The following is a 19,432-nucleotide window of genomic DNA, read 5'->3' on the forward strand; positions in this document are numbered from 1 at the left end:
CTCAGAGAAAAAAGCCGGAGAAACGTTTCTCCGGCGGCGTGAAACTACTCTAGTACGAGAATCACGTGCTTAACAATAATTTCAGTGTGGCTTTACTGTTTGATCAGCGGCTTGCGTCGCGTCGCGCTCTGCGTCAGCCGCTTCTTTCCAGTATTTATGCTTCGTCGTCTTACCAATGCCCGGATTCATGCTGTTTGTCGGGTCATTCTCACGATAAAAACGTTTAAGCGTCTCAGGCGCTTCATACAGATGGCCGACGTTGTGTTCCGCCGGGTATTGCGCCCCGCGCGCACGCAGCAGCTCCAGCATCTGCTCTTTCAGTTCATGTGCGTCGACGCCTTTTTTGACGATGTAATCCTGGTGGAAAACGTGACACATAAAGTGACCGTAATAGAGTTTATGCACCAGCTTGCTGTCGATTTCCGGCGGCAGATGTTCAAACCACTCCGTATCGTTGCGGCGCAGGGCGATATCCAGCGCCAGAATATCTTCAACTTCGTCCGCGTGAACTGCCTGATAGCGAATCGCCGCACCTGCCGCAGCAAAGCGGTGTAAGAATGCCTTGCTGCCTTCTTCCGGCGTACAGGCAAAGAAATCGCCTTCTGCGGTTTTAAAGAACTCCGCCAGCCAGGTTTGCGCTTCGGCAATCCCGTCGCCCGACATCTTCAGCAGCAGGTGATGTTCGTACTTATCGCGCCAGCTTTTCATGCGCGGCGGCAGATGCGCCGGGAAGGCGGTGCCGAGCTTCTGCATAAAGCGGTCGGTGAAGTGCGGTTTAAACAAGGACACTTTGCCGAGCATCGCGTCGGCGCGGCCCTTCATCGTAAAGAAGAACGGCATTTTGTCGGTGCCGAGCTTGTCGATCATCAGGAAGGTGTCTTTCCCGTAGCGCTCGGCGATATCGTAAATATCGCGATGCATATACTCGCCCGCGACCGGCAGATTCTGGAATTCACCCAGAATATGGCGACGGATCTCGGTCAGCACGTCCGGCTGGTTGGTGCCGATATAAAAGACCTGCTGATTTTTCTCCGCCGGGAAGGTGTCGAGGCGCACGGCGAACACCGCCAGCTTGCCCGCGCAGCCGGAGGATTCAAACAGACGATCGGGGTCAGCGTTATAGCGCGCCGGGGTATCGGCCTCGATATCACGTACGCGTTCAACGTAATCGTGATCGTGGGCGTGACGGCCATCGTGCTGCACGTCGGCGTCGCTCACGCGTTCGTCGTCGAGCTTGCTGAGGATCTGCTCCGGCGTCACGCCCAGGTTGATCCCCAGATGGTTCACCAGCTGCAATTTGCCGTTTTCATCAATACGCGCAAACAGAGACATCTCCGTGTACGCCGGACCGCGCTGCACCAGCGAACCGCCGGAGTTATTGCAGATCCCGCCGACCACGGACGCGCCAATGCACGAGGAGCCAATCACCGAGTGCGGCTCGCGGCCCAGCGGCTTGAGCGCTTTTTCCAGGGAATAGAGCGTGGTGCCAGGATAGGCCAGCACCTGTTCGCCTTTATCCAGCAGATGCAACTTATCGAGGCGCAGGGTGCTGATAATGATGATGTCGCGGTCGTAATCATTGCCGTTCGGCGTGGAGCCTTCCGTCAGGCCGGTATTCGCCGCCTGCATCAGAATAATTTTGTCGGCGGCGACGCAGGCGCTCAGGACGCGCCAGAGTTCCAGCAGCGTGCCGGGGAAGACCACGGCCAGCGCTTCACCCTGACCAGAACGGAAGCCCTTGCGATAGCGGGCGGTTTTTTCCGGGTCCGTCAGCAGGTGTGAATGACCGACCAGGCGAGACAGTTCGTTAATCAATGTGTTGTTATTTTGTGTGCGAACAGAAGTCATCTTCCACTCCTTGTGGTGGGGCAAATTTCTCGCTGTAAAGCATAGCGCGATTAACTGTTAAGCGAACAAGTATTCATGAGAAAAATCAGAGAATAACCCTGCAACGTTCTGAGGGTTTGTGGCACACTGCGCTTTTCGCACGGTCTGGCCGAGTTTCCCGGCGGTTGATGATGAGAGAGTACAACAACATGAAATGGCTTTGTTCTGTAGCTGTCGCAGTAAGCCTGGCGCTGCAACCCGCGCTGGCTGACGATCTGTTTGGCAACCACCCATTAACCCCGGAAGCCCGCGACGCCTTCGTCACGGACTTGCTCACCAAAATGACGGTCGATGAAAAAATCGGCCAGCTGCGTCTGATAAGCGTCGGGCCGGATAACCCGAAAGAGGCGATCCGCGAGATGATCAAGGAGAGCCAGGTCGGGGCGATTTTTAACACCGTGACCCGGGAAGATATCCGCAAAATGCAGGACCAGGTGATGCAGCTCAGCCGCCTGAAAATTCCTCTCTTCTTCGCCTACGACGTGGTCCACGGTCAGCGTACCGTCTTCCCGATCAGCCTCGGTTTAGCCTCGTCCTTTAACCTCGATGCGGTGAGAACCGTGGGGCGCATTTCCGCCTATGAAGCCGCCGACGACGGCCTGAACATGACCTGGGCGCCGATGGTCGACGTCTCGCGCGATCCGCGCTGGGGCCGCGCTTCGGAAGGCTTCGGGGAAGACACCTATTTAACCGCCACTCTCGGCAAAACCATGGTCGAAGCGATGCAGGGCAAAAGCCCGGCGGATCGCTATTCGGTGATGACCAGCGTCAAACACTTCGCCGCCTATGGCGCAGTGGAGGGCGGGAAGGAGTACAACACCGTCGACATGAGCCCGCAGCGCCTGTTCAACGACTACATGCCGCCGTACAAAGCCGGACTTGACGCGGGCAGCGGCGCGGTGATGGTGGCCCTGAACTCCCTCAACGGCACGCCGGCGACCTCCGATTCCTGGCTGCTGAAAGACGTCCTGCGCGACCAGTGGGGCTTTAAAGGCATTACCGTTTCCGATCACGGCGCGATCAAAGAGCTGATTAAACACGGTACCGCTTCCGATCCGGAAGACGCGGTCCGCGTGGCGCTCAAAGCCGGGATCAACATGAGCATGAGCGACGAGTACTACAGCAAATACCTGCCTGACCTGGTGAAAACCGGCAAAGTCACCATGGCCGAGCTGGACGACGCCACCCGTCACGTGCTGAACGTGAAATATGACATGGGGCTGTTTAACGATCCGTACAGCCACTTAGGGCCGAAAGATTCTGACCCGGTCGACACCAACGCCGAAAGCCGCCTGCATCGCAAAGAAGCCCGTGAAGTGGCACGCGAAAGCCTGGTGCTGCTGAAAAACCGTCTTGAGACGCTGCCGCTGAAAAAATCTGGCACCATTGCGGTGGTCGGCCCACTGGCTGACAGCAAACGCGACGTGATGGGCAGTTGGTCCGCCGCGGGCGTAGCCGATCAGTCCGTTACCGTACTCACCGGCATCAAGAACGCGCTGGGTGAAAACGGCAAAGTCGTTTACGCCAAAGGGGCGAACGTCACTGACGACAAAGACATCGTCACCTTCCTGAATCAGTACGAAGAGGCGGTGAAAGTCGATCCACGCTCGGCGAAAGAGATGATCGACGAAGCGGTCAACGCGGCGAAGCAGTCTGACGTGGTGGTTGCCGTCGTCGGTGAAGCGCAGGGCATGGCCCACGAAGCATCCAGCCGTACCGATATCAACATTCCGCAGAGCCAGCGCGACCTGATTAGCGCCCTGAAAGCGACCGGCAAACCGCTGGTGCTGGTGCTGATGAATGGCCGTCCGCTGACGCTGGTGAAAGAGGATCAGCAGGCCGATGCGCTGCTGGAAACCTGGTTCGCCGGGACCGAAGGCGGGAACGCCATCGCCGACGTGCTGTTTGGCGATTACAACCCGTCGGGCAAACTGCCGATGTCCTTCCCGCGCTCCGTCGGCCAGATCCCGGTTTACTACAGCCGCCTGAACACCGGTCGCCCGTATAACGCCGATAAGCCGAACAAATACACCTCGCGCTACTTCGACGAAGCTAACGGCCCGCTGTATCCGTTCGGTTATGGTCTGAGCTACACCACCTTCAAGGTGTCGGATGTGAAAATGTCTGCCCCAACGATGAAACGTGACGGAAAAGTGACGGCCAGCGTCGATGTGACCAACACCGGTAAACGCGAAGGCGCAGCGGTGATTCAGATGTACGTCCAGGATGTGACGGCGTCCATGAGCCGTCCGGTGAAACAGCTGCGCGGCTTCGAGAAGGTTGATCTGAAGCCGGGTGAAACCAAAACCGTCAGCTTCCCGATTGATGTGGATGCGCTGAAGTTCTGGAATCAGCAGATGAAATACGACGCGGAAGCGGGCAAGTTCAACGTGTTTATCGGCGTGGATTCGGCGCGGGTGAATAAAGGGGAGTTTGAGCTGCTGTAGTGGCGGTTTCCCCTCACCCTAACCCTCTCCCCATAGGGGAGAGGGGACTGTTCTGAGCAGGTTGGTGAGTGGGGGGCGGTTTTCCCCCTCTCCCTTTTAGGGAGAGGGACGGGGTGAGGGTTCCAGGCCGCACAACCCCCAACCCCTCACCACCCACCCAATCTGTGACCCATCCCTCAACATTACGTCCCTTCGCCCCGAAATCCCTGCGAAACGCACTTTTCACCCGCTCAACCACCCGCCAAACGTGACCCTATTCACACTTCATTTTTCCCTCACCGGCGAAAACGTGAACAGGATCAAAAGCGCTACCCCCCGCATCCAACAGGCGTGACTCTCTTCACTCTTCCCACAAAACCCCGCTAAACACGCCGCTCATCCTGCACAGAAAACCCGTTTAATCCCTGTCACATCACAGCAGACAGGTATTCACATGAAACTCTCATTAGAAAATGTCTCCCTCGATCGCAGCGGCCAGACGCCGGTGACGTCCACCCTCCAAAGCCTAATCGATCAACTTGCCGCAGCCGGAGGCGGCACGCTGGTGGTCACGCCGGGAATTTACCTCACCGGCACGCTGGTGCTGCCGTCGAATTTCACCCTGCATCTGGACGCGGGCGCGCGGCTGCTCGCCAGCCAGAACGTCGTTGATTACCACGCGGCAGAAACCCAAAGCATGGCCGAGCTGTCGCGCATGGCGCTGATCTACGCTCGCGACGCGCGCAATGTGACGCTGAGCGGAGCGGGCTGTATCGACGGCAACGCCACGGCCTGGTTTGCCTCACAGGCGGATGACCAGGGCTATCGTCAGCCCAAACCCCAGCGGCCGCGTCTGCTGGTGCTGGAAGGATGCGAGCAGGTGCGCATCACCGACATCACCCTGTACGACTCGCCGATGTGGACCGCCCATCTGGTGAGCTGCAATCACGTGTTTATCCGCAACATCACCATCGATAACGGTCTGACGCTGGCGAATACCGACGCGCTGGATATCGACAGCTGCCAGCACGTGCATATCAGCGACAGCTATTTCAGCGCCGCCGACGACGGCATCTGCCTGAAAACCACCGCCAAAGCGCCCGAACTGCAGCAGCCGATCTACAACGTTACGATCAACAACTGCATCATCCGCTCCAAAAGCTGCGCGATCAAAGTCGGAACCGAAACCTTCGCCGACATCACCCATCTGGCCGTCAGCAACTGCGTGATCTTTGAATCCAATCGCGGGATTGGCCTGGTCTCCCGCGACGGCGGCCATTTCAGCATGATGAGTTTCAGCAACATTCTCTTCGACTGTCGCCACGGCCATCCGTGCCACTGGGGGAAAGCGGATCCGGTGTTTATCTCGGTTCGCCATCGCGCGCCGGACGTGACGCCAGGCGATATCCGCCAGGTCACCTTCTCGGGCCTGAACGGGACGGGGGAGGGGGCAATCAATCTGCACAGCGAAACGCCGGGGGCTATTCGCGACATCACCTTCAACGGGCTGACCTTCAATCAGCAACTCGCCGAGTCCGATGAACAGGGCTGCTACGACGTGCGTCCGCCGTGCAACCCGGAGCGGCCGACCGGAATGGGGCTGGACAACGCCTATAAGGTGAATGTCGAAACCGGGCGCGCCCACGGCGTGGAACCTTATCCGCACGGCCTGCCCGCCATTTATGCCCATGGCGTCGACGGGTTGCACCTGCACGCCGTCACTCTGACGCGCCCATCGCCGCTGCCTGCGGGCTGGGATCCTGAGAATATCCGGAGTTCAAAATGATCAAAAAAGTGCGAGAAATCAAACTGCGGAACTACGTCTGCTACGGCCTGGCGGATGTGATCGGCTCGGGGGCCTTTACCCTGGTCAGCGCCTGGCTGCTGTTCTTCTTAACCACCTTTTGCGGCCTGACGCCAATCCAGGCGGGGTCGCTGTTCGCGGTGGCGAGAATTGTCGATGTGATTATGTGTCCGGTGATCGGCTACGTTTCCGATAACTTCCACAAAACGCGTCTCGGCCGCCGGTTTGGCCGCCGCCGTTTCTTCCTGTTAGCCAGTATTCCGCTGGTGTCGGTCTACAGCCTGCTGTGGGTGGAGAGCTTCAACTACTGGATGTATCTGCTGTTCTACATCCTGTTTGAGATCGTCTACACCATGATCATCATCCCGTACGACACCCTGTCGGCGGAGATGACCTCGGATTTCAAAAAGCGCTCAAAACTGACCAGCGCGCGCATGTACATCGCTCAGCTCGCGGGCTTTGCGGCGGCGTTCCTGCCGGGGCGTCTGGTGGCGTACTTTGGGCCTGACTCTTCCGATTCGTTCTTCTACACCGGGGCGATTTTCACCGTCTCCTTTATGATTGTGCTGTTCTTTGTCTACTTCGGCACCTGGGAGCGCTCGCTGGAGGAGATCCAGCAAAACGAGCATCAGGACGAGGACGAAGAGAAAGAGCCGTTCACCACCCGGGCGTACCATATCTATTACGATTTCGTTTCGACGTTAAAAATCAAAACCTTCCGCTCACACCTGGGGATGTATCTCGGCGGCTCGGTGGCGCAGGACATTTTCAACTCGGTCTTTACCTACTTTGTGGTCTTTGCCCTGATGACCTCGTCGGTGATGGCCTCCAACCTGCTGGGCGTGGTGAACGGCCTGCAGTTCTTCGGCGTCGGCATCGCGACCTGGCTGACCCTGCGCTTCTCCCCGTCGCGCGCCTTTGCGACACAGGCGACGATGGCGCTGGTGGCCTTTGCCCTGTTTGTCTCGGCGTATTTCAGCGGCACCAGCGGGATGACGCTGCTGTACATCGGTGCGGCGGTAGCCGGGCTGGCACGGGGCGGGATCTACGCCATTCCGTGGAACAACTACACCTTCGTCGCGGACGTGGATGAAATTCTCACCTGCCGTCGCCGGGAAGGGATCTTCGCGGGCTTTATGAGCCTGCTGCGTAAGGCCTCGCAGGCACTGTCGATTTTCCTCGTCGGCGTGGCGCTGCAGATGTCCGGATTTGTCTCCGGGCAAAGCGCCCAGCCGCAGTCGGCCATCAACATGATTCTGGTGATCATGATTGTGCTCCCGGTCATTTTGACGCTATGGGGCATCTGGTCCGCCTTCCAGTTTAAGGTCAACAGCCGCACCCACGCGATCCTGAACGAAGAGGTGGCTCGCCTGAAACAGGGCGGCAGCAAGGCGACGGTCAGCGCGGAGAACAAAGCGGTGATCGAGAGCCTGACCGGAATGCGGTACGACCACTGCTGGGGGGAAAACAGCGTCGGCTATCAGAACCGTAAACGCCTGAATGCGCGCGCACTGCGGGACAAAATGGCATGACGGATCAGAGCGTATTTATCCAGCAGGGCCTGTGGGCCCGGCTGGGATTACCGAAGGAGCTGTGCTGGGGCTTTGTCGGGATTTTCCTGTTTATCACCGGGGCCACTATCGAGCAGAGCTGGCTGGCGTCGATGCTCCAGCACCGGGGTTTTGACGCGGTCCATATCAGCCTGCTGTCGTCGGTGTTTGGCCTGTGCGTCGCGGCGGTGTCGTGGTTCTCCGGGATTGGCGCGGGCGTGCTCGGCCTGCGCCGCCTGATGTGGGCCGCGACGCTTCTCTACTTCATCGGTTCGATTCCGTTTATCGGCTACGCGCTGCCGCAGGGAAATTATCCCCTGATGGTGGCGAGCTACGCCCTGCGCGGCGTGGCCTATCCACTGTTTGCCTATTCGTTTTTGGTGTGGATTAACCAACGCTGCGAGCCGGGGATCCTCGGGCGCGCGGTATCGTGGTTCTGGATTGCGTTCGGCGTGGGGATGACCATCGTCGGGCCGTGGTACTCCAGCCTGATGCTGTCGCGCATCGGCGAAACGTCCACGCTGCTGAGCGGGTTTGCGTTTGTGGGGCTCGGAGCCTTCTGCGCCCTGGTACTCAATCGCGACCGTCCCCAGTGGCAGCGCGGCGGCCATCTCGGCGCGGCCTTTGCCGAGGGCATTCTGGTGCTGGTGCGCGAGCCGAAAATGCGTCTGGCGGTGATCGTCAAAACCATCAACGATATCGGCAAGTTTTCGCTGGTGATCCTGATGCCAGTCTATCTCCCGCGCTTCGGGTTTAGCATTGCCGAATGGCTCACCATCTGGGGGCTGGTAAACGTGGTTAACATCTTTGCCAACTACTTTTTCGGCTGGCTGGGCGACACCATCGGCTGGCGCAACACGGTGGTCTGTTTCTCCGGCACCCTATGCGGCCTGGCGATGCTGGCGGTGTGTTACGCCCCGGTCCTGTTCGGCGACAGCGAAACGGCGCTGTTTCTGGCCCTGGCTCTCTACGCCATCGGGCTGGGGGCCTTTGGCCCGTTGAGCGCGCTGATCCCGTCGCTGCTGCCGGAGAACAAAGGCGCGGCCATCTCCTGCCTGAATCTCGGGTCGGGGCTGAGTAATTTCGTTGGCCCGCTGATTGTGACGCTATGCGTGTCACCTTTCGGCGTGGAAGGGACGCTGTGGGTGATGGCGGGGCTCTATTTTGCCGCCAGTTTGCTGACGATTCCGCTCAGGTTGCCGGAAGCTACTGGTCATTAAGGCTAAGCTCTTTGAGGGAGCAGTGGAATCGTTCCGTTCACTTTCATTCTTCTGCTTCTTGCTAATTTCTCTGCGGTGAACGTGTTAAGGGGGCCGCCGCCCCCTTAACAATCCCGGCTCCCGGCCAGGAAAATCGCCGCTTCGCGGTGCCCTCAGCTTATTCCTTGCGGCTTTCGGGTCGGGCGCGATCCTGCATCCATGCAGGTCGCACCCTCTCGGCGCTTCCCTGCGCCTCGACCCGGCCTCCAGGAAACGCTTCGGCGATTTTCAGCCGGACTCCCGATCCCTCCAGCTTTACAGCCGCTTGAATGTGGCACCGGTGTTGGCTCCCTTGTCACGTTCACAAGATATGAAGCAATTATATTCTGCCGAACATAAGGTGAACGGAACTACCTCCAGTGTTTAACTGATCAACATGGGGATAATACCCAATTTTTAGTCTACGCTTTTCTCTCAAGCCCCTGATAAAGGCGGCAAATTAATGAGGAAAGTGGAATGACAATCGCAAAGGGGATATGGGGTTCAGCGGCGTTACTGGCGGCGCTGAGCCTGCCTTTACAGGCAGCAGAGCCGGTGAAGGTTGGGTCGAAGATTGATACGGAAGGGGCGCTGCTGGGCAATATCATCCTGCAGGTGCTGGAGAGCCACGGCGTGAAAACCGTGAATAAAGTGCAGCTCGGCACCACGCCGGTGGTGCGCGGGGCGATCACCTCCGGCGAGCTGGATATCTATCCGGAATACACCGGTAACGGGGCCTTCTTCTTCAAAGATGAAAACGACGCGGCATGGAAAAATGCCAGCGCGGGCTACGAGAAAGTGAAAAAACTCGACGCCGAACAGAACAAGCTGATCTGGCTGACGCCTGCGCCCGCCAATAACACCTGGACCATCGCGGTGCGCAAGGATATCGCTGAGAAAGGCAAACTCACCTCCCTCGACGATCTGAGCCGCTATCTGAAAGATAAAGGCGACTTCAAACTGGCGGCCTCGGCGGAATTTATCGAGCGCCCGGATGCGCTCCCGGCCTTCGAAAAAGCTTACGATTTCAAACTCGACCAGAGCCAGCTGCTGTCGCTCGCGGGCGGTGATACGGCGGTGACCATCAAAGCTGCCGCCCAGCAAACGTCTGGCGTAAACGCGGCGATGGCCTATGGCACCGACGGTCCGGTGGCGGCGCTGGGTCTGCAAACCCTGAGCGATCCGAAAGGCGTTCAGCCGATCTATGCCCCAACGCCGGTGGTGCGCGAGGCGGTGCTGAAAGCCTATCCGCAGATCGGCGACTGGCTGAAACCGGTGTTTGAAAAACTCGATGAGAAAACCCTGCAACAGCTCAACGCGAGCATTGCGGTGGAAGGGCTGGATGCCAAAAAAGTGGCGGCAGATTTCCTGAAGCAAAAAGGACTCGTGAAGTAACAGGACAACGCTTTGCCAAAGACATGTCATAACCGCGTACTGCTTCTGCTCGCGTTTGTCGGGCTGGCGGCGTGCGCGCTTCCGTTCGTCAATTTCGCCCCGAACCGGCTGATGTCCGGCGAGGGGCTGTCGGTCTGGCAGGTGTGGGCGATCTCGCCCCTCCCGCTGGCGCTCTCTCTGGTAGGCGTCACCGTGCTGTCGTTTTGCGCGGGGCGTGTGCCGCTCATTCTCACGCTGATGGTTTGTGAACTGCTTTTTGTGCTGCTGGCCTGGAGTGCGGGGCTTGCGGCAACGCATCTTGCCACCGCGGAAACCCCGCTTGCGCGTACCTCGACAGGCAGCGGTCTGTGGCTGTGGATGGCCCTGTGCCTGCTCGCCTGTAGCGATGCGATCCGCCGCCTGACCACCCGCCCGGTGTGGCGCTGGCTGCTCAATGCGCAGATCTGGATTTTGCCCCTGGCGCTGCTGTTCAGCGGCGAGCTGAACACGCTTTCGCTGCTGAAAGAGTACGCCAATCGTCAGGAGGTGTTTAACGATGCGCTGGCTCAGCACTTGACGATCCTGTTTGGCACCCTGGTTCCGGCGCTGCTCATCGGCGTGCCGATCGGCCTGTGGTGCTACCGCCATCCCACGCGTCAGGGACCGGTATTTACCGTGCTGAACGTGATTCAGACCATCCCTTCCGTGGCGCTGTTTGGCTTGCTGATTGCGCCGCTCGCCGGGCTGGTGAAATCCTTTCCGGCGCTGGCCGCCATCGGCATCGCCGGAACCGGGCTGACGCCTGCGCTCATTGCTCTGGTGCTGTACGCGCTGCTGCCATTAGCGCGCGGCGTGCTGGCGGGACTCAGCCAGGTTTCCCCGGAGGTGCTGGAGAGCGCCAGCGCGATGGGGATGAGCGCCAGTCAGCGGTTCTGGAAGATCCAACTGCCGCTCGCGCTGCCGCTTCTGCTGCGCAGCCTGCGGGTGGTCGCGGTGCAAACCGTCGGCATGGCGGTGATTGCCGCGCTGATTGGCGCCGGTGGTTTCGGGGCGCTGGTGTTCCAGGGGCTGCTCAGCAGCGCGCTGGATCTGGTGTTACTCGGTGTGATTCCGACCATCGCCCTGGCGGTGGTGGTGGACGCGCTCTTTGCCCTGTGGCTGGCCCTGCTGAAGGGGAAAAATAATGATTGAATTTCACGATGTGAGCAAAGAATTTGCCGGGCAGACGGCGGTAAAAAACCTCAATCTGCGCTTTGAGGAAGGGGCATTTTCGGTGCTGATAGGCACCTCCGGGTCGGGGAAATCGACCACGCTTAAAATGATCAACCGGCTGGTGGAACACGACAGCGGGCTGATTCGTTTTGCCGGGGAGGAGATCCGCAGCCTGCCGGTGCTGGAGCTGCGCCGCCGGATGGGCTACGCCATTCAGTCGATTGGCCTGTTCCCGCACTGGACGGTGGCGCAGAACATCGCCACCGTGCCGCAATTGCAAAAATGGTCGCGGCAGAAAGTGGCGGATCGCGTCGATGAGCTGATGGCGCTCCTGGGGCTGGAGCCTGCGCTTCGCGAGCGCTATCCGCATCAGCTGTCCGGCGGGCAGCAGCAGCGCGTCGGGGTGGCGCGTGCGCTGGCGGCGAATCCTGAGGTGCTGCTGATGGATGAACCCTTCGGTGCGCTGGACCCGGTGACCCGCAGCGCGCTGCAAACGGAGATGACCCGTATCCACCGCATTCTTGGGCGCACGATTATTCTGGTGACGCACGATATCGACGAAGCCCTGCGCCTCGCCGATCGTCTGGTCTTGATGGACAACGGGGAAGTGGTGCAGCAGGGCACGCCGCTGGAGCTGTTAACCCGCCCGGCGACGGATTTCGTGCGCGAATTCTTTGGCCGCAGCGAACTGGGCGTGCGACTGCTCTCCCTGCGCACTGTCGCAGAGTATTTACGCCCGCAGGATCGGGCGGTGACCGGCGAACCCCTTCAGGCGCAGATGAGCCTGCGCGATGCGCTCTCGGCCTTTGTCGCCCGTCAGTGCGAAGTGCTGCCGGTGGTGGATGAGCAGGGCGCGCCGTGCGGGACCCTGCATTTTCGCGATCTGCTGGCAGGGGAGGTGGAACGTGAAATGGCTACGTGATCCGCTCCTGTGGCTGGTGCTGCTGTTCGTCGCGCTGCTGTGGCTGATGCCCTACAGCGGCGGGCTGTTTGGCGCGCTGTTCCCCGGTCTGCCGCGCCCGGTCTATCTGCAGGAGAGTTTTATCAGCCTGACGCTGGCCCATTTCTGGCTGGTGGGCGTGTCGAGCGCCATCGCGATTGTGATCGGCGTCGGGGCCGGGATTGCGGTGACGCGCCCTTTGGGTAAAGAGTTTCGCCCGCTGGTCGAGACCATCGCCGCGATCGGGCAGACCTTCCCGCCGGTGGCGGTGCTGGCGATTGCGGTGCCGGTGATCGGCTTTGGTCAGCAACCGGCGATCATTGCCCTGATTTTATACGGCGTGCTGCCGATCTTGCAGGCGACGCTGGCCGGACTGACAGCCGTGCCTGCGGCGGTGACCAGCGTAGCGGAAGGGATGGGGATGAGCGCGGGGCAGCGACTGCGTAAAGTCGAGCTGCCGCTGGCAGCGCCGGTGATTCTGGCGGGGGTACGGACGTCGGTGATCATCAATATCGGGACCGCGACCATTGCGTCAACGGTCGGGGCCAACACCCTGGGCACGCCGATTATCATCGGACTGAGCGGATTTAACTCAGCCTATATTGTGCAGGGTGCGGTGCTGGTGGCGCTGGCAGCGATTGTGGTCGATCGCGGGTTTGAACGGCTGGCGCAGTATCTCAGCCGACACCGCCACGCACGATAAATGAGTAGCCGGCCAGCATCACGCCGCCGATGCCGCTGATGGCCATTAAGGCGAAGAGGGTAATTACGGCCACTTTGGTTGCCTTCATAATGTGCTCCTTTTGTTAACCGCCCAATTATACGGTGAAGCACACCTGTTAATGAACCATTAAATGCCGGGAAGACATTTACGGGCCGAGGGTAATGACCGGGTAGCCGTGTTCGCGCCATTCATTCAGCGACTGCTGTTGGGCGGCAGTGGGGATATCTCCGCACCAGACCAGCAGGGTTTGCCCTTCGAAAAGCTCGGGGCGAAGCTGAGCTAATGAATGCGCCAACACGTCTACACGCCAGCCTTGCTGCGTAGCTATCCAGGCTTCGAGCCATAAGCGGGTGGTGTCGTGAACATTCCAGCCGACCACCAGGGCGTCCTTTCCGCTCTTCTTGCGTGCCGTCGACAGGCACACGGAAATGTAATTGATCAGCATGCCATCGAGCATACTCAGCAGCGCCTGAAGCGCCGGTTGCTGAGAGAGACGGCGACGAAGCGGGATAAACAGATGTGTGATGAGCGTCTGGGCGGGATAATCCCGGCCCTGCTCCTTGATCCAGGTTCGCAGACGCTGAAAGTTACCGGCCTGCAGCAGCCGGAGCAGTGTTTCCTGATGTTCACGCCATTCGGCCAGACTATCGGCATCGTGTTCACATAACAGCGATTTGACCTTGCTGACCTGGACACCGTTATCGATCCAGCTTTTGATCTCGCGGATCCGGTCGATATCCGCCTCGTTAAACAGACGATGTCCTCCGTCCGTTCGCTGCGGTTTTAGCAGCTCATACCGCCGCTGCCATGCTCGCAGCGTCACAGGATTGATATCACAAAGCAGTGCCACTTCACCTATCGTGTAAAGCGCCATGTTCGCCCCCTGGCTTGCGCATCCCCAGAATAACTGTAGACGCTGATTCGCGAACCAGGAAGAATCGACCGTTTTTTGAACAAATAATGCGAAGGGTGGAAGTTGTTCCGCTAAAGGATGTGATGACGGGCACGAATTGCAGCTTTTTTGGAATGCTTCAAAGAAAGTTAATGTGTATCAGTGTATGTTACGCGTTTTTAGACAGTGCGGTTTGCAGTCATGTACGAATTTAATCTGGTGTTGCTGCTGCTTCAGCAGATGTGCGTTTTCCTGGTCATCGCCTGGCTGATGAGCAAAACGCGGCTGTTTATTCCGCTGATGCAGGTGACCGTTCGCCTGCCGCACAAGCTTCTCTGCTATGTCACCTTCTCGATTTTCTGCATTCTCGGCACCTATTTTGGTCTGCACATTGAAGATTCGATCGCCAATACGCGCGCCATCGGGGCGGTTATGGGCGGGCTGCTCGGCGGCCCGGTGGTGGGTGGCTTAGTCGGGCTGACGGGCGGGCTACATCGCTACTCGATGGGCGGCATGACTGCGCTCAGCTGCATGATCTCGACGATTGTCGAAGGGCTGCTCGGCGGCCTGGTTCACAGCTATATGATCAAGCGTGGCCGTCCGGATAAAGTCTTTAGCCCGCTGACCGCCGGGGCGATTACGCTGGTGGCGGAGCTGGCGCAGATGCTGATTATCCTGCTGATCGCCCGTCCGTTCGAAGATGCCCTGCATCTGGTGAGCAGCATCGCAGCCCCGATGATGGTGACCAACACGGTTGGCGCGGCGCTGTTTATGCGCATCCTTTTGGATAAACGCGCGATGTTTGAGAAATACACTTCGGCGTTCTCGGCCACGGCGCTGAAAGTGGCAGCCTCGACGGAAGGGATTTTGCGCCAGGGCTTTAACGAAGAGAACAGCATGAAGGTGGCTCAGGTGCTGTATCAGGAGCTGGACATCGGCGCGGTGGCGATCACCGACCGCGAACGGCTGCTGGCCTTTACCGGCACCGGGGACGATCACCATCTGCCTGGCAAACCGATCTCCTCGGCCTATACCTTGCGCGCCATCGAAACGGGCGAAGTGGTGTACGCCGACGGGAATGAAGTGCCGTACCGCTGCTCATTGCATCCACAGTGCAAGCTCGGCTCGACGCTGGTGATCCCCCTGCGCGGTGAGAATCAGCGGGTGATGGGCACCATTAAATTGTACGAGGCGAAGAACCGGCTGTTCAGCTCCATCAACCGTACGCTGGGGGAGGGGATCGCCCAGCTGCTGTCGGCGCAGATCCTGGCGGGGCAGTACGAGCGGCAAAAGGCGCTCCTGACCCAGTCGGAAATCAAGCTCCTGCACGCCCAGGTCAATCCGCATTTCCTGTTTAACGCCCTGAATACGCTCAAGGCGGTGATCCGCCACGACAGCGACCAGGCGACGCAGCTGGTGCAGTTTCTGTCGACCTTTTTCCGCAAGAACCTGAAGCGGCCTTCAGAGATTGTGACCCTGGCCGATGAGATTGAACACGTGAACGCCTATCTGCAAATCGAGAAGGCGCGCTTCCAGTCGCGGTTGCAGGTCTCGCTGTTTGTGCCAATTGAGCTGGCCCATCAGCATCTTCCGGCGTTTACCCTGCAGCCGATTGTGGAAAACGCCATTAAGCACGGCACCTCACAGCTGCTGGGCACCGGCGAAATCCGTATCTCTGCCAGCCGGTTTAATCACCACCTGGTGCTGGATATTGAAGATAACGCCGGGCTGTACCTGCCCGGCGCCGAGTCGGGCGGGCTGGGAATGAGCCTGGTCGACAAACGTCTGCGCGCGCATTTTGGCGATGACTGCGGCATTACCGTCGACTGCGAGCCGGACAGTTTTACCCGTATTACCCTACGATTGCCCCTGGAGGAAAACGCATGCTAAGAGTGCTGATTGTCGATGATGAGCCGTTAGCGCGGGAAAACCTGCGGGTTCTGTTACAGGAACAGAGCGACATTGAAATCGCGGGTGAGTGTGCCAACGCCATCGAAGCCATTGGCGCGGTGCATAAATTGCGCCCGGATGTGCTGTTTCTCGATATCCAGATGCCGCGCATCAGCGGTCTGGAGATGGTCGGGATGCTCGACCCGGAACATCGTCCGTACATCGTGTTTCTCACCGCCTTTGATGAATATGCGGTCAAAGCCTTTGAAGAGCACGCGTTCGATTATCTGCTCAAACCGATCGAAGAGAAGCGGCTGGAGAAAACCCTTAACCGTTTGCGCCAGGAGCGCAGCGTGCAGGACGTGTCGCTGCTGCCGGAAAACCAGCAGGCGCTGAAATTTATCCCCTGCACCGGCCACAGCCGAATTTATCTCCTGCAGATGGACGACGTGGCCTTTGTCAGCAGCCGCATGAGCGGGGTGTTTGTCACCAGTGGCGAAGGCAAAGAGGGCTTTACCGAGCTGACCCTGCGCACGCTGGAGAGCCGGACGCCGCTAATCCGCTGTCATCGACAGTATCTGGTGAACATGGCGCATCTGAAAGAGATTCGTCTGGAGGAGAACGGTCAGGCGGAGCTGGTGCTGCGAGCGGGGCAAACAGTGCCGGTGAGTCGACGCTATCTGAAAAGCCTGAAAGAGGCGATTGGGTTGTAAAACTGGTACACTGCGCCCCATCGCATCACCGACAGCTGAAGGCTCTATGTTAAGTAACGATATTCTGCGCAGCGTGCGCTACATCCTGAAATCCAACAACAACGATTTGGTTCGTATTCTGGCGCTGGCCGAGGTTGAGACCACTCCGGCGAATATTGCCAGCTGGATCACCAAAGAGGACGAAGAGGGCTTCGTTCGCTGCCCGGACATCATCCTCTCTTCGTTTCTGAACGGGCTGATCTACGATAAGCGCGGCAAAGACGAGTCTGCCCCGGTGCTGTCACCAGAGCGTCGCGTGAATAACAACATCGTGCTGAAGAAGCTGCGTATCGCGTTTTCCCTGAAATCCGACGACGTATTAGCCATCATGAGCGAGCAGAAATTCCGCGTGTCGATGCCGGAGATCACCGCCATGATGCGCGCGCCGGATCATAAGAATTACCGCGAGTGCGGCGACCAGTTTATGCGTTATTTCCTGCGCGGGTTGACTCATCGAGTGCATAGCGCGAAGCCGTCTGCCTGAGCACGGGCCTACGGGTTTTGTAGGTCGGGTAAGGCGAAGCCGCCACCCGACACCGTAACCCGGCAAAAAGGCATAAAAAAAGCCGCTCATCTGAGCGGCTTTTTCGTTTATTTCACCTGCTGACCCGGCTTCGCGCCTTCGTCAGGGCTTAACAGGAAGATATCCTTCCCGCCAGGTCCGGCGGCCATCACCATCCCTTCCGAAATGCCGAAGCGCATTTTGCGCGGCGCAAGGTTGGCGACCATCACCGTCTGGCGACCGATCAGCACCTGCGGATCAGGATACGCCGAGCGAATGCCGGAGAAGACGTTGCGCTTCTCACCGCCCAGATCCAGCGTCAGACGCAGCAGTTTGTCGGAGCCTTCCACGAATTCCGCGTTTTCAATCAGCGCGACGCGCAGATCGACTTTGGCGAAATCATCAAAGGTGATGGTTTCCTGAATCGGATCGTCTGCCAGCGGGCCAGTAACAGGCGCAGCGGCGGCTTTCACCTCTTCTTTGGACGCCTCAACCAGGGCTTCAACCTGTTTCATCTCAATGCGGTTATACAGCGCTTTGAAGGTATTCACTTTGTGGCCGAGCAGCGGCTGCTGGATAGCATCCCAGGTCAGCTCCGTGTTCAGGAACGCTTCAGCACGTTCTGTCAGCTGTGGCAGAACCGGCTTCAGGTAGGTCATCAGCACGCGGAACAGGTTGATGCCCATGGAGCAGATCGCCTGCAGATCCGCATCGCGGCCTTCCTGCTTCGCAACTACCCACGGTGCCTGCTCGTCCACATAGCGGTTCGCCAGGTCGGCCAGGGCCATGATTTCGCGTACCGCTTTACCGAACTCACGCGCTTCCCAGGCTTCGCCGATGGTCGCGGCCGCGTCGGTGAAGGTTTTGTACAACGCCGGGTCAGCCAGTTCAGCCGCCATCACGCCGTCGAAACGCTTGGCGATAAAGCCTGCGTTACGGGACGCCAGGTTCACCACTTTGTTTACGATGTCCGCGTTCACGCGCTGCACGAAATCTTCCAGATTCAGGTCGATATCATCGATGCGCGAAGAGAGCTTAGCGGTGTAGTAGTAGCGCAGACTGTCGGCGTCGAAATGGTTCAGCCAGGTGCTGGCCTTGATGAAGGTCCCACGAGATTTGGACATCTTCGCGCCGTTCACCGTCACGTAGCCGTGCACGAACAGGTTGGTTGGCTTGCGGAAACCGCTGCCTTCCAGCATCGCTGGCCAGAACAGGCTGTGGAAATAGACGATGTCTTTGCCGATGAAGTGGTACAGCTCGGCGTCGGAATCTTTCTTCCAGTACTCTTCGAAGCTCGTGGTGTCGCCGCGCTTGTCGCACAGGTTCTTGAAGGAGCCCATGTAGCCGATTGGCGCATCCAGCCAGACGTAGAAATATTTGCCCGGTGCGTTCGGGATTTCAAAGCCGAAGTATGGCGCATCGCGGGAGATATCCCACTGCTGCAGGCCGGATTCGAACCACTCCTGCATTTTGTTCGCCACCTGCTCCTGCAGCGCGCCGCTGCGGGTCCACGCCTGCAGCATTTCGCTAAACGACGGCAGGTCGAAGAAGAAGTGCTCAGAGTCACGCATCACCGGTGTCGCGCCGGAAACCACGGATTTCGGCTCGATAAGCTCGGTCGGGCTATAGGTCGCGCCGCACACTTCGCAGTTATCGCCATACTGATCCGGGGATTTACACTTCGGACAGGTGCCTTTCACAAAACGGTCCGGCAGGAACATGCCTTTTTCCGGATCGTAGAGCTGAGAGATGGTGCGGTTTTTAATAAAACCGTTCTCTTTCAGACGGGTGTAGATAAGCTCGGACAGCTCGCGGTTCTCGTCGCTGTGCGTCGAGTGGTAGTTGTCGTAGCTGATGTCAAAGCCAGCAAAATCGGTCTGATGCTCCTGACTCATTTCGGTAATCATCTGCTCCGGGGAGATCCCCAACTGCTGTGCTTTCAGCATGATTGGCGTGCCGTGAGCATCGTCCGCGCAGATGAAGTTTACCTGGTGGCCGCGCATTCGCTGGTAACGGACCCAGACATCAGCCTGGATATGCTCCAGCATGTGGCCGAGGTGGATTGAGCCGTTTGCGTACGGCAGGGCGCACGTTACCAGAATTTTTTTCGCGACTTGAGTCATAGTGGGCATTACTTCTTTAACAGTAAAAAGGGTTTTTGATAGTAACAAAAGGGCCATTATTAAGTAAGCACAAACCACGGCCTTTCAGGTAAACTTGTTCAACTAAGGTCTTATTCAC

Annotated in this window: 15 protein-coding genes; 11 read left to right on the top strand and 4 right to left on the bottom strand. The window is 58.7% G+C overall.

Translation table 11 applies throughout. The annotated features are described in order from the left end of the window. Positions 1-81: 81 nt before the first annotated feature. Positions 82-1,848, bottom strand: coding sequence for a D-lactate dehydrogenase (dld, locus tag AC3WS9_RS07495; protein WP_285149303.1), 1,767 nt, complete (start codon positions 1,846-1,848; stop codon positions 82-84). Positions 1,849-2,036: 188 nt separating this feature from the next. Here dld and bglX point away from each other — a divergent pair, with 188 nt between their 5' ends. From bglX to AC3WS9_RS07535, 8 genes are all read left to right on the top strand, one after another. Next, entirely contained in the window at positions 2,037-4,334 is a 2,298-nt protein-coding gene (bglX, locus tag AC3WS9_RS07500) for a beta-glucosidase BglX (protein WP_492490309.1), read from the top strand. Positions 4,335-4,767: 433 nt separating this feature from the next. Beyond that, positions 4,768-6,099 (top strand): glycoside hydrolase family 28 protein, encoded by a 1,332-nt coding sequence (locus tag AC3WS9_RS07505; protein WP_492487568.1) that lies wholly within the window; start codon positions 4,768-4,770, stop codon positions 6,097-6,099. Then, a complete protein-coding gene (locus AC3WS9_RS07510) occupies positions 6,096-7,649 on the top strand; it encodes an MFS transporter (RefSeq protein WP_492487570.1) in 1,554 nt (517 codons plus the stop codon). The genes AC3WS9_RS07505 and AC3WS9_RS07510 overlap by 4 nt, the downstream gene beginning before the upstream one ends. Further along, positions 7,646-8,887: an MFS transporter gene (locus AC3WS9_RS07515; protein WP_492487572.1), complete on the top strand. Its 1,242-nt coding sequence runs from the start codon at positions 7,646-7,648 to the stop codon at positions 8,885-8,887. The genes AC3WS9_RS07510 and AC3WS9_RS07515 overlap by 4 nt, the downstream gene beginning before the upstream one ends. Positions 8,888-9,382: 495 nt before the next feature. Further along, a complete protein-coding gene (gene osmF, locus AC3WS9_RS07520) occupies positions 9,383-10,300 on the top strand; it encodes a glycine betaine ABC transporter substrate-binding protein OsmF (RefSeq protein WP_282495072.1) in 918 nt (305 codons plus the stop codon). A 12-nt stretch (positions 10,301-10,312) separates the two neighbouring features. Next, positions 10,313-11,470: an ABC transporter permease gene (locus tag AC3WS9_RS07525; protein WP_492487574.1), complete on the top strand. Its 1,158-nt coding sequence runs from the start codon at positions 10,313-10,315 to the stop codon at positions 11,468-11,470. Further along, positions 11,463-12,413 carry an ABC transporter ATP-binding protein gene (locus AC3WS9_RS07530; RefSeq protein ID WP_324722740.1) on the top strand — a complete coding sequence of 317 codons (951 nt, stop codon included), beginning with the start codon at positions 11,463-11,465 and terminating at the stop codon, positions 12,411-12,413. The genes AC3WS9_RS07525 and AC3WS9_RS07530 overlap by 8 nt, the downstream gene beginning before the upstream one ends. Then, positions 12,397-13,134, top strand: coding sequence for an ABC transporter permease (locus AC3WS9_RS07535; RefSeq protein WP_282495069.1), 738 nt, complete (start codon positions 12,397-12,399; stop codon positions 13,132-13,134). Before AC3WS9_RS07530 ends, AC3WS9_RS07535 begins: the two co-directional genes overlap by 17 nt. Here AC3WS9_RS07535 and AC3WS9_RS07540 read toward each other — a convergent pair. Together AC3WS9_RS07540 and mlrA are read right to left on the bottom strand one after the other, a co-directional pair. Continuing rightward, the gene (locus AC3WS9_RS07540) at positions 13,109-13,222 is read right to left on the bottom strand and encodes a protein YohO (protein ID WP_100779551.1); all 114 of its coding nucleotides are present in this window, start codon (positions 13,220-13,222) and stop codon (positions 13,109-13,111) included. The genes AC3WS9_RS07535 and AC3WS9_RS07540 overlap by 26 nt on opposite strands. A gap of 78 nt (positions 13,223-13,300) precedes the next feature. Continuing rightward, positions 13,301-14,029: an HTH-type transcriptional regulator MlrA gene (gene mlrA, locus AC3WS9_RS07545; RefSeq protein ID WP_282495068.1), complete on the bottom strand. Its 729-nt coding sequence runs from the start codon at positions 14,027-14,029 to the stop codon at positions 13,301-13,303. A 219-nt stretch (positions 14,030-14,248) separates the two neighbouring features. Here mlrA and AC3WS9_RS07550 point away from each other — a divergent pair, with 219 nt between their 5' ends. From AC3WS9_RS07550 to AC3WS9_RS07560, 3 genes are read left to right on the top strand one after another with little or no spacing between them, the layout of a single operon-like run. Then, positions 14,249-15,937, top strand: a complete 1,689-nt coding sequence (locus tag AC3WS9_RS07550) for a sensor histidine kinase (RefSeq protein WP_282495067.1) — start codon at positions 14,249-14,251, stop codon at positions 15,935-15,937. Continuing rightward, positions 15,931-16,650, top strand: a complete 720-nt coding sequence (gene btsR, locus AC3WS9_RS07555; protein WP_282495066.1) for a two-component system response regulator BtsR — start codon at positions 15,931-15,933, stop codon at positions 16,648-16,650. Before AC3WS9_RS07550 ends, btsR begins: the two co-directional genes overlap by 7 nt. A gap of 46 nt (positions 16,651-16,696) precedes the next feature. Further along, positions 16,697-17,173 (top strand): YehS family protein, encoded by a 477-nt coding sequence (locus AC3WS9_RS07560; RefSeq protein WP_492487578.1) that lies wholly within the window; start codon positions 16,697-16,699, stop codon positions 17,171-17,173. 107 nt (positions 17,174-17,280) lie between these two features. Here the strand turns inward: AC3WS9_RS07560 and metG are convergent, their stop codons facing one another. Next, positions 17,281-19,314 carry a methionine--tRNA ligase gene (gene metG, locus AC3WS9_RS07565; RefSeq protein ID WP_282495064.1) on the bottom strand — a complete coding sequence of 678 codons (2,034 nt, stop codon included), beginning with the start codon at positions 19,312-19,314 and terminating at the stop codon, positions 17,281-17,283. Positions 19,315-19,432 lie beyond the last annotated feature (118 nt).

The organism is Lelliottia sp. EB106-05-01-XG201 (assembly GCF_058791735.1).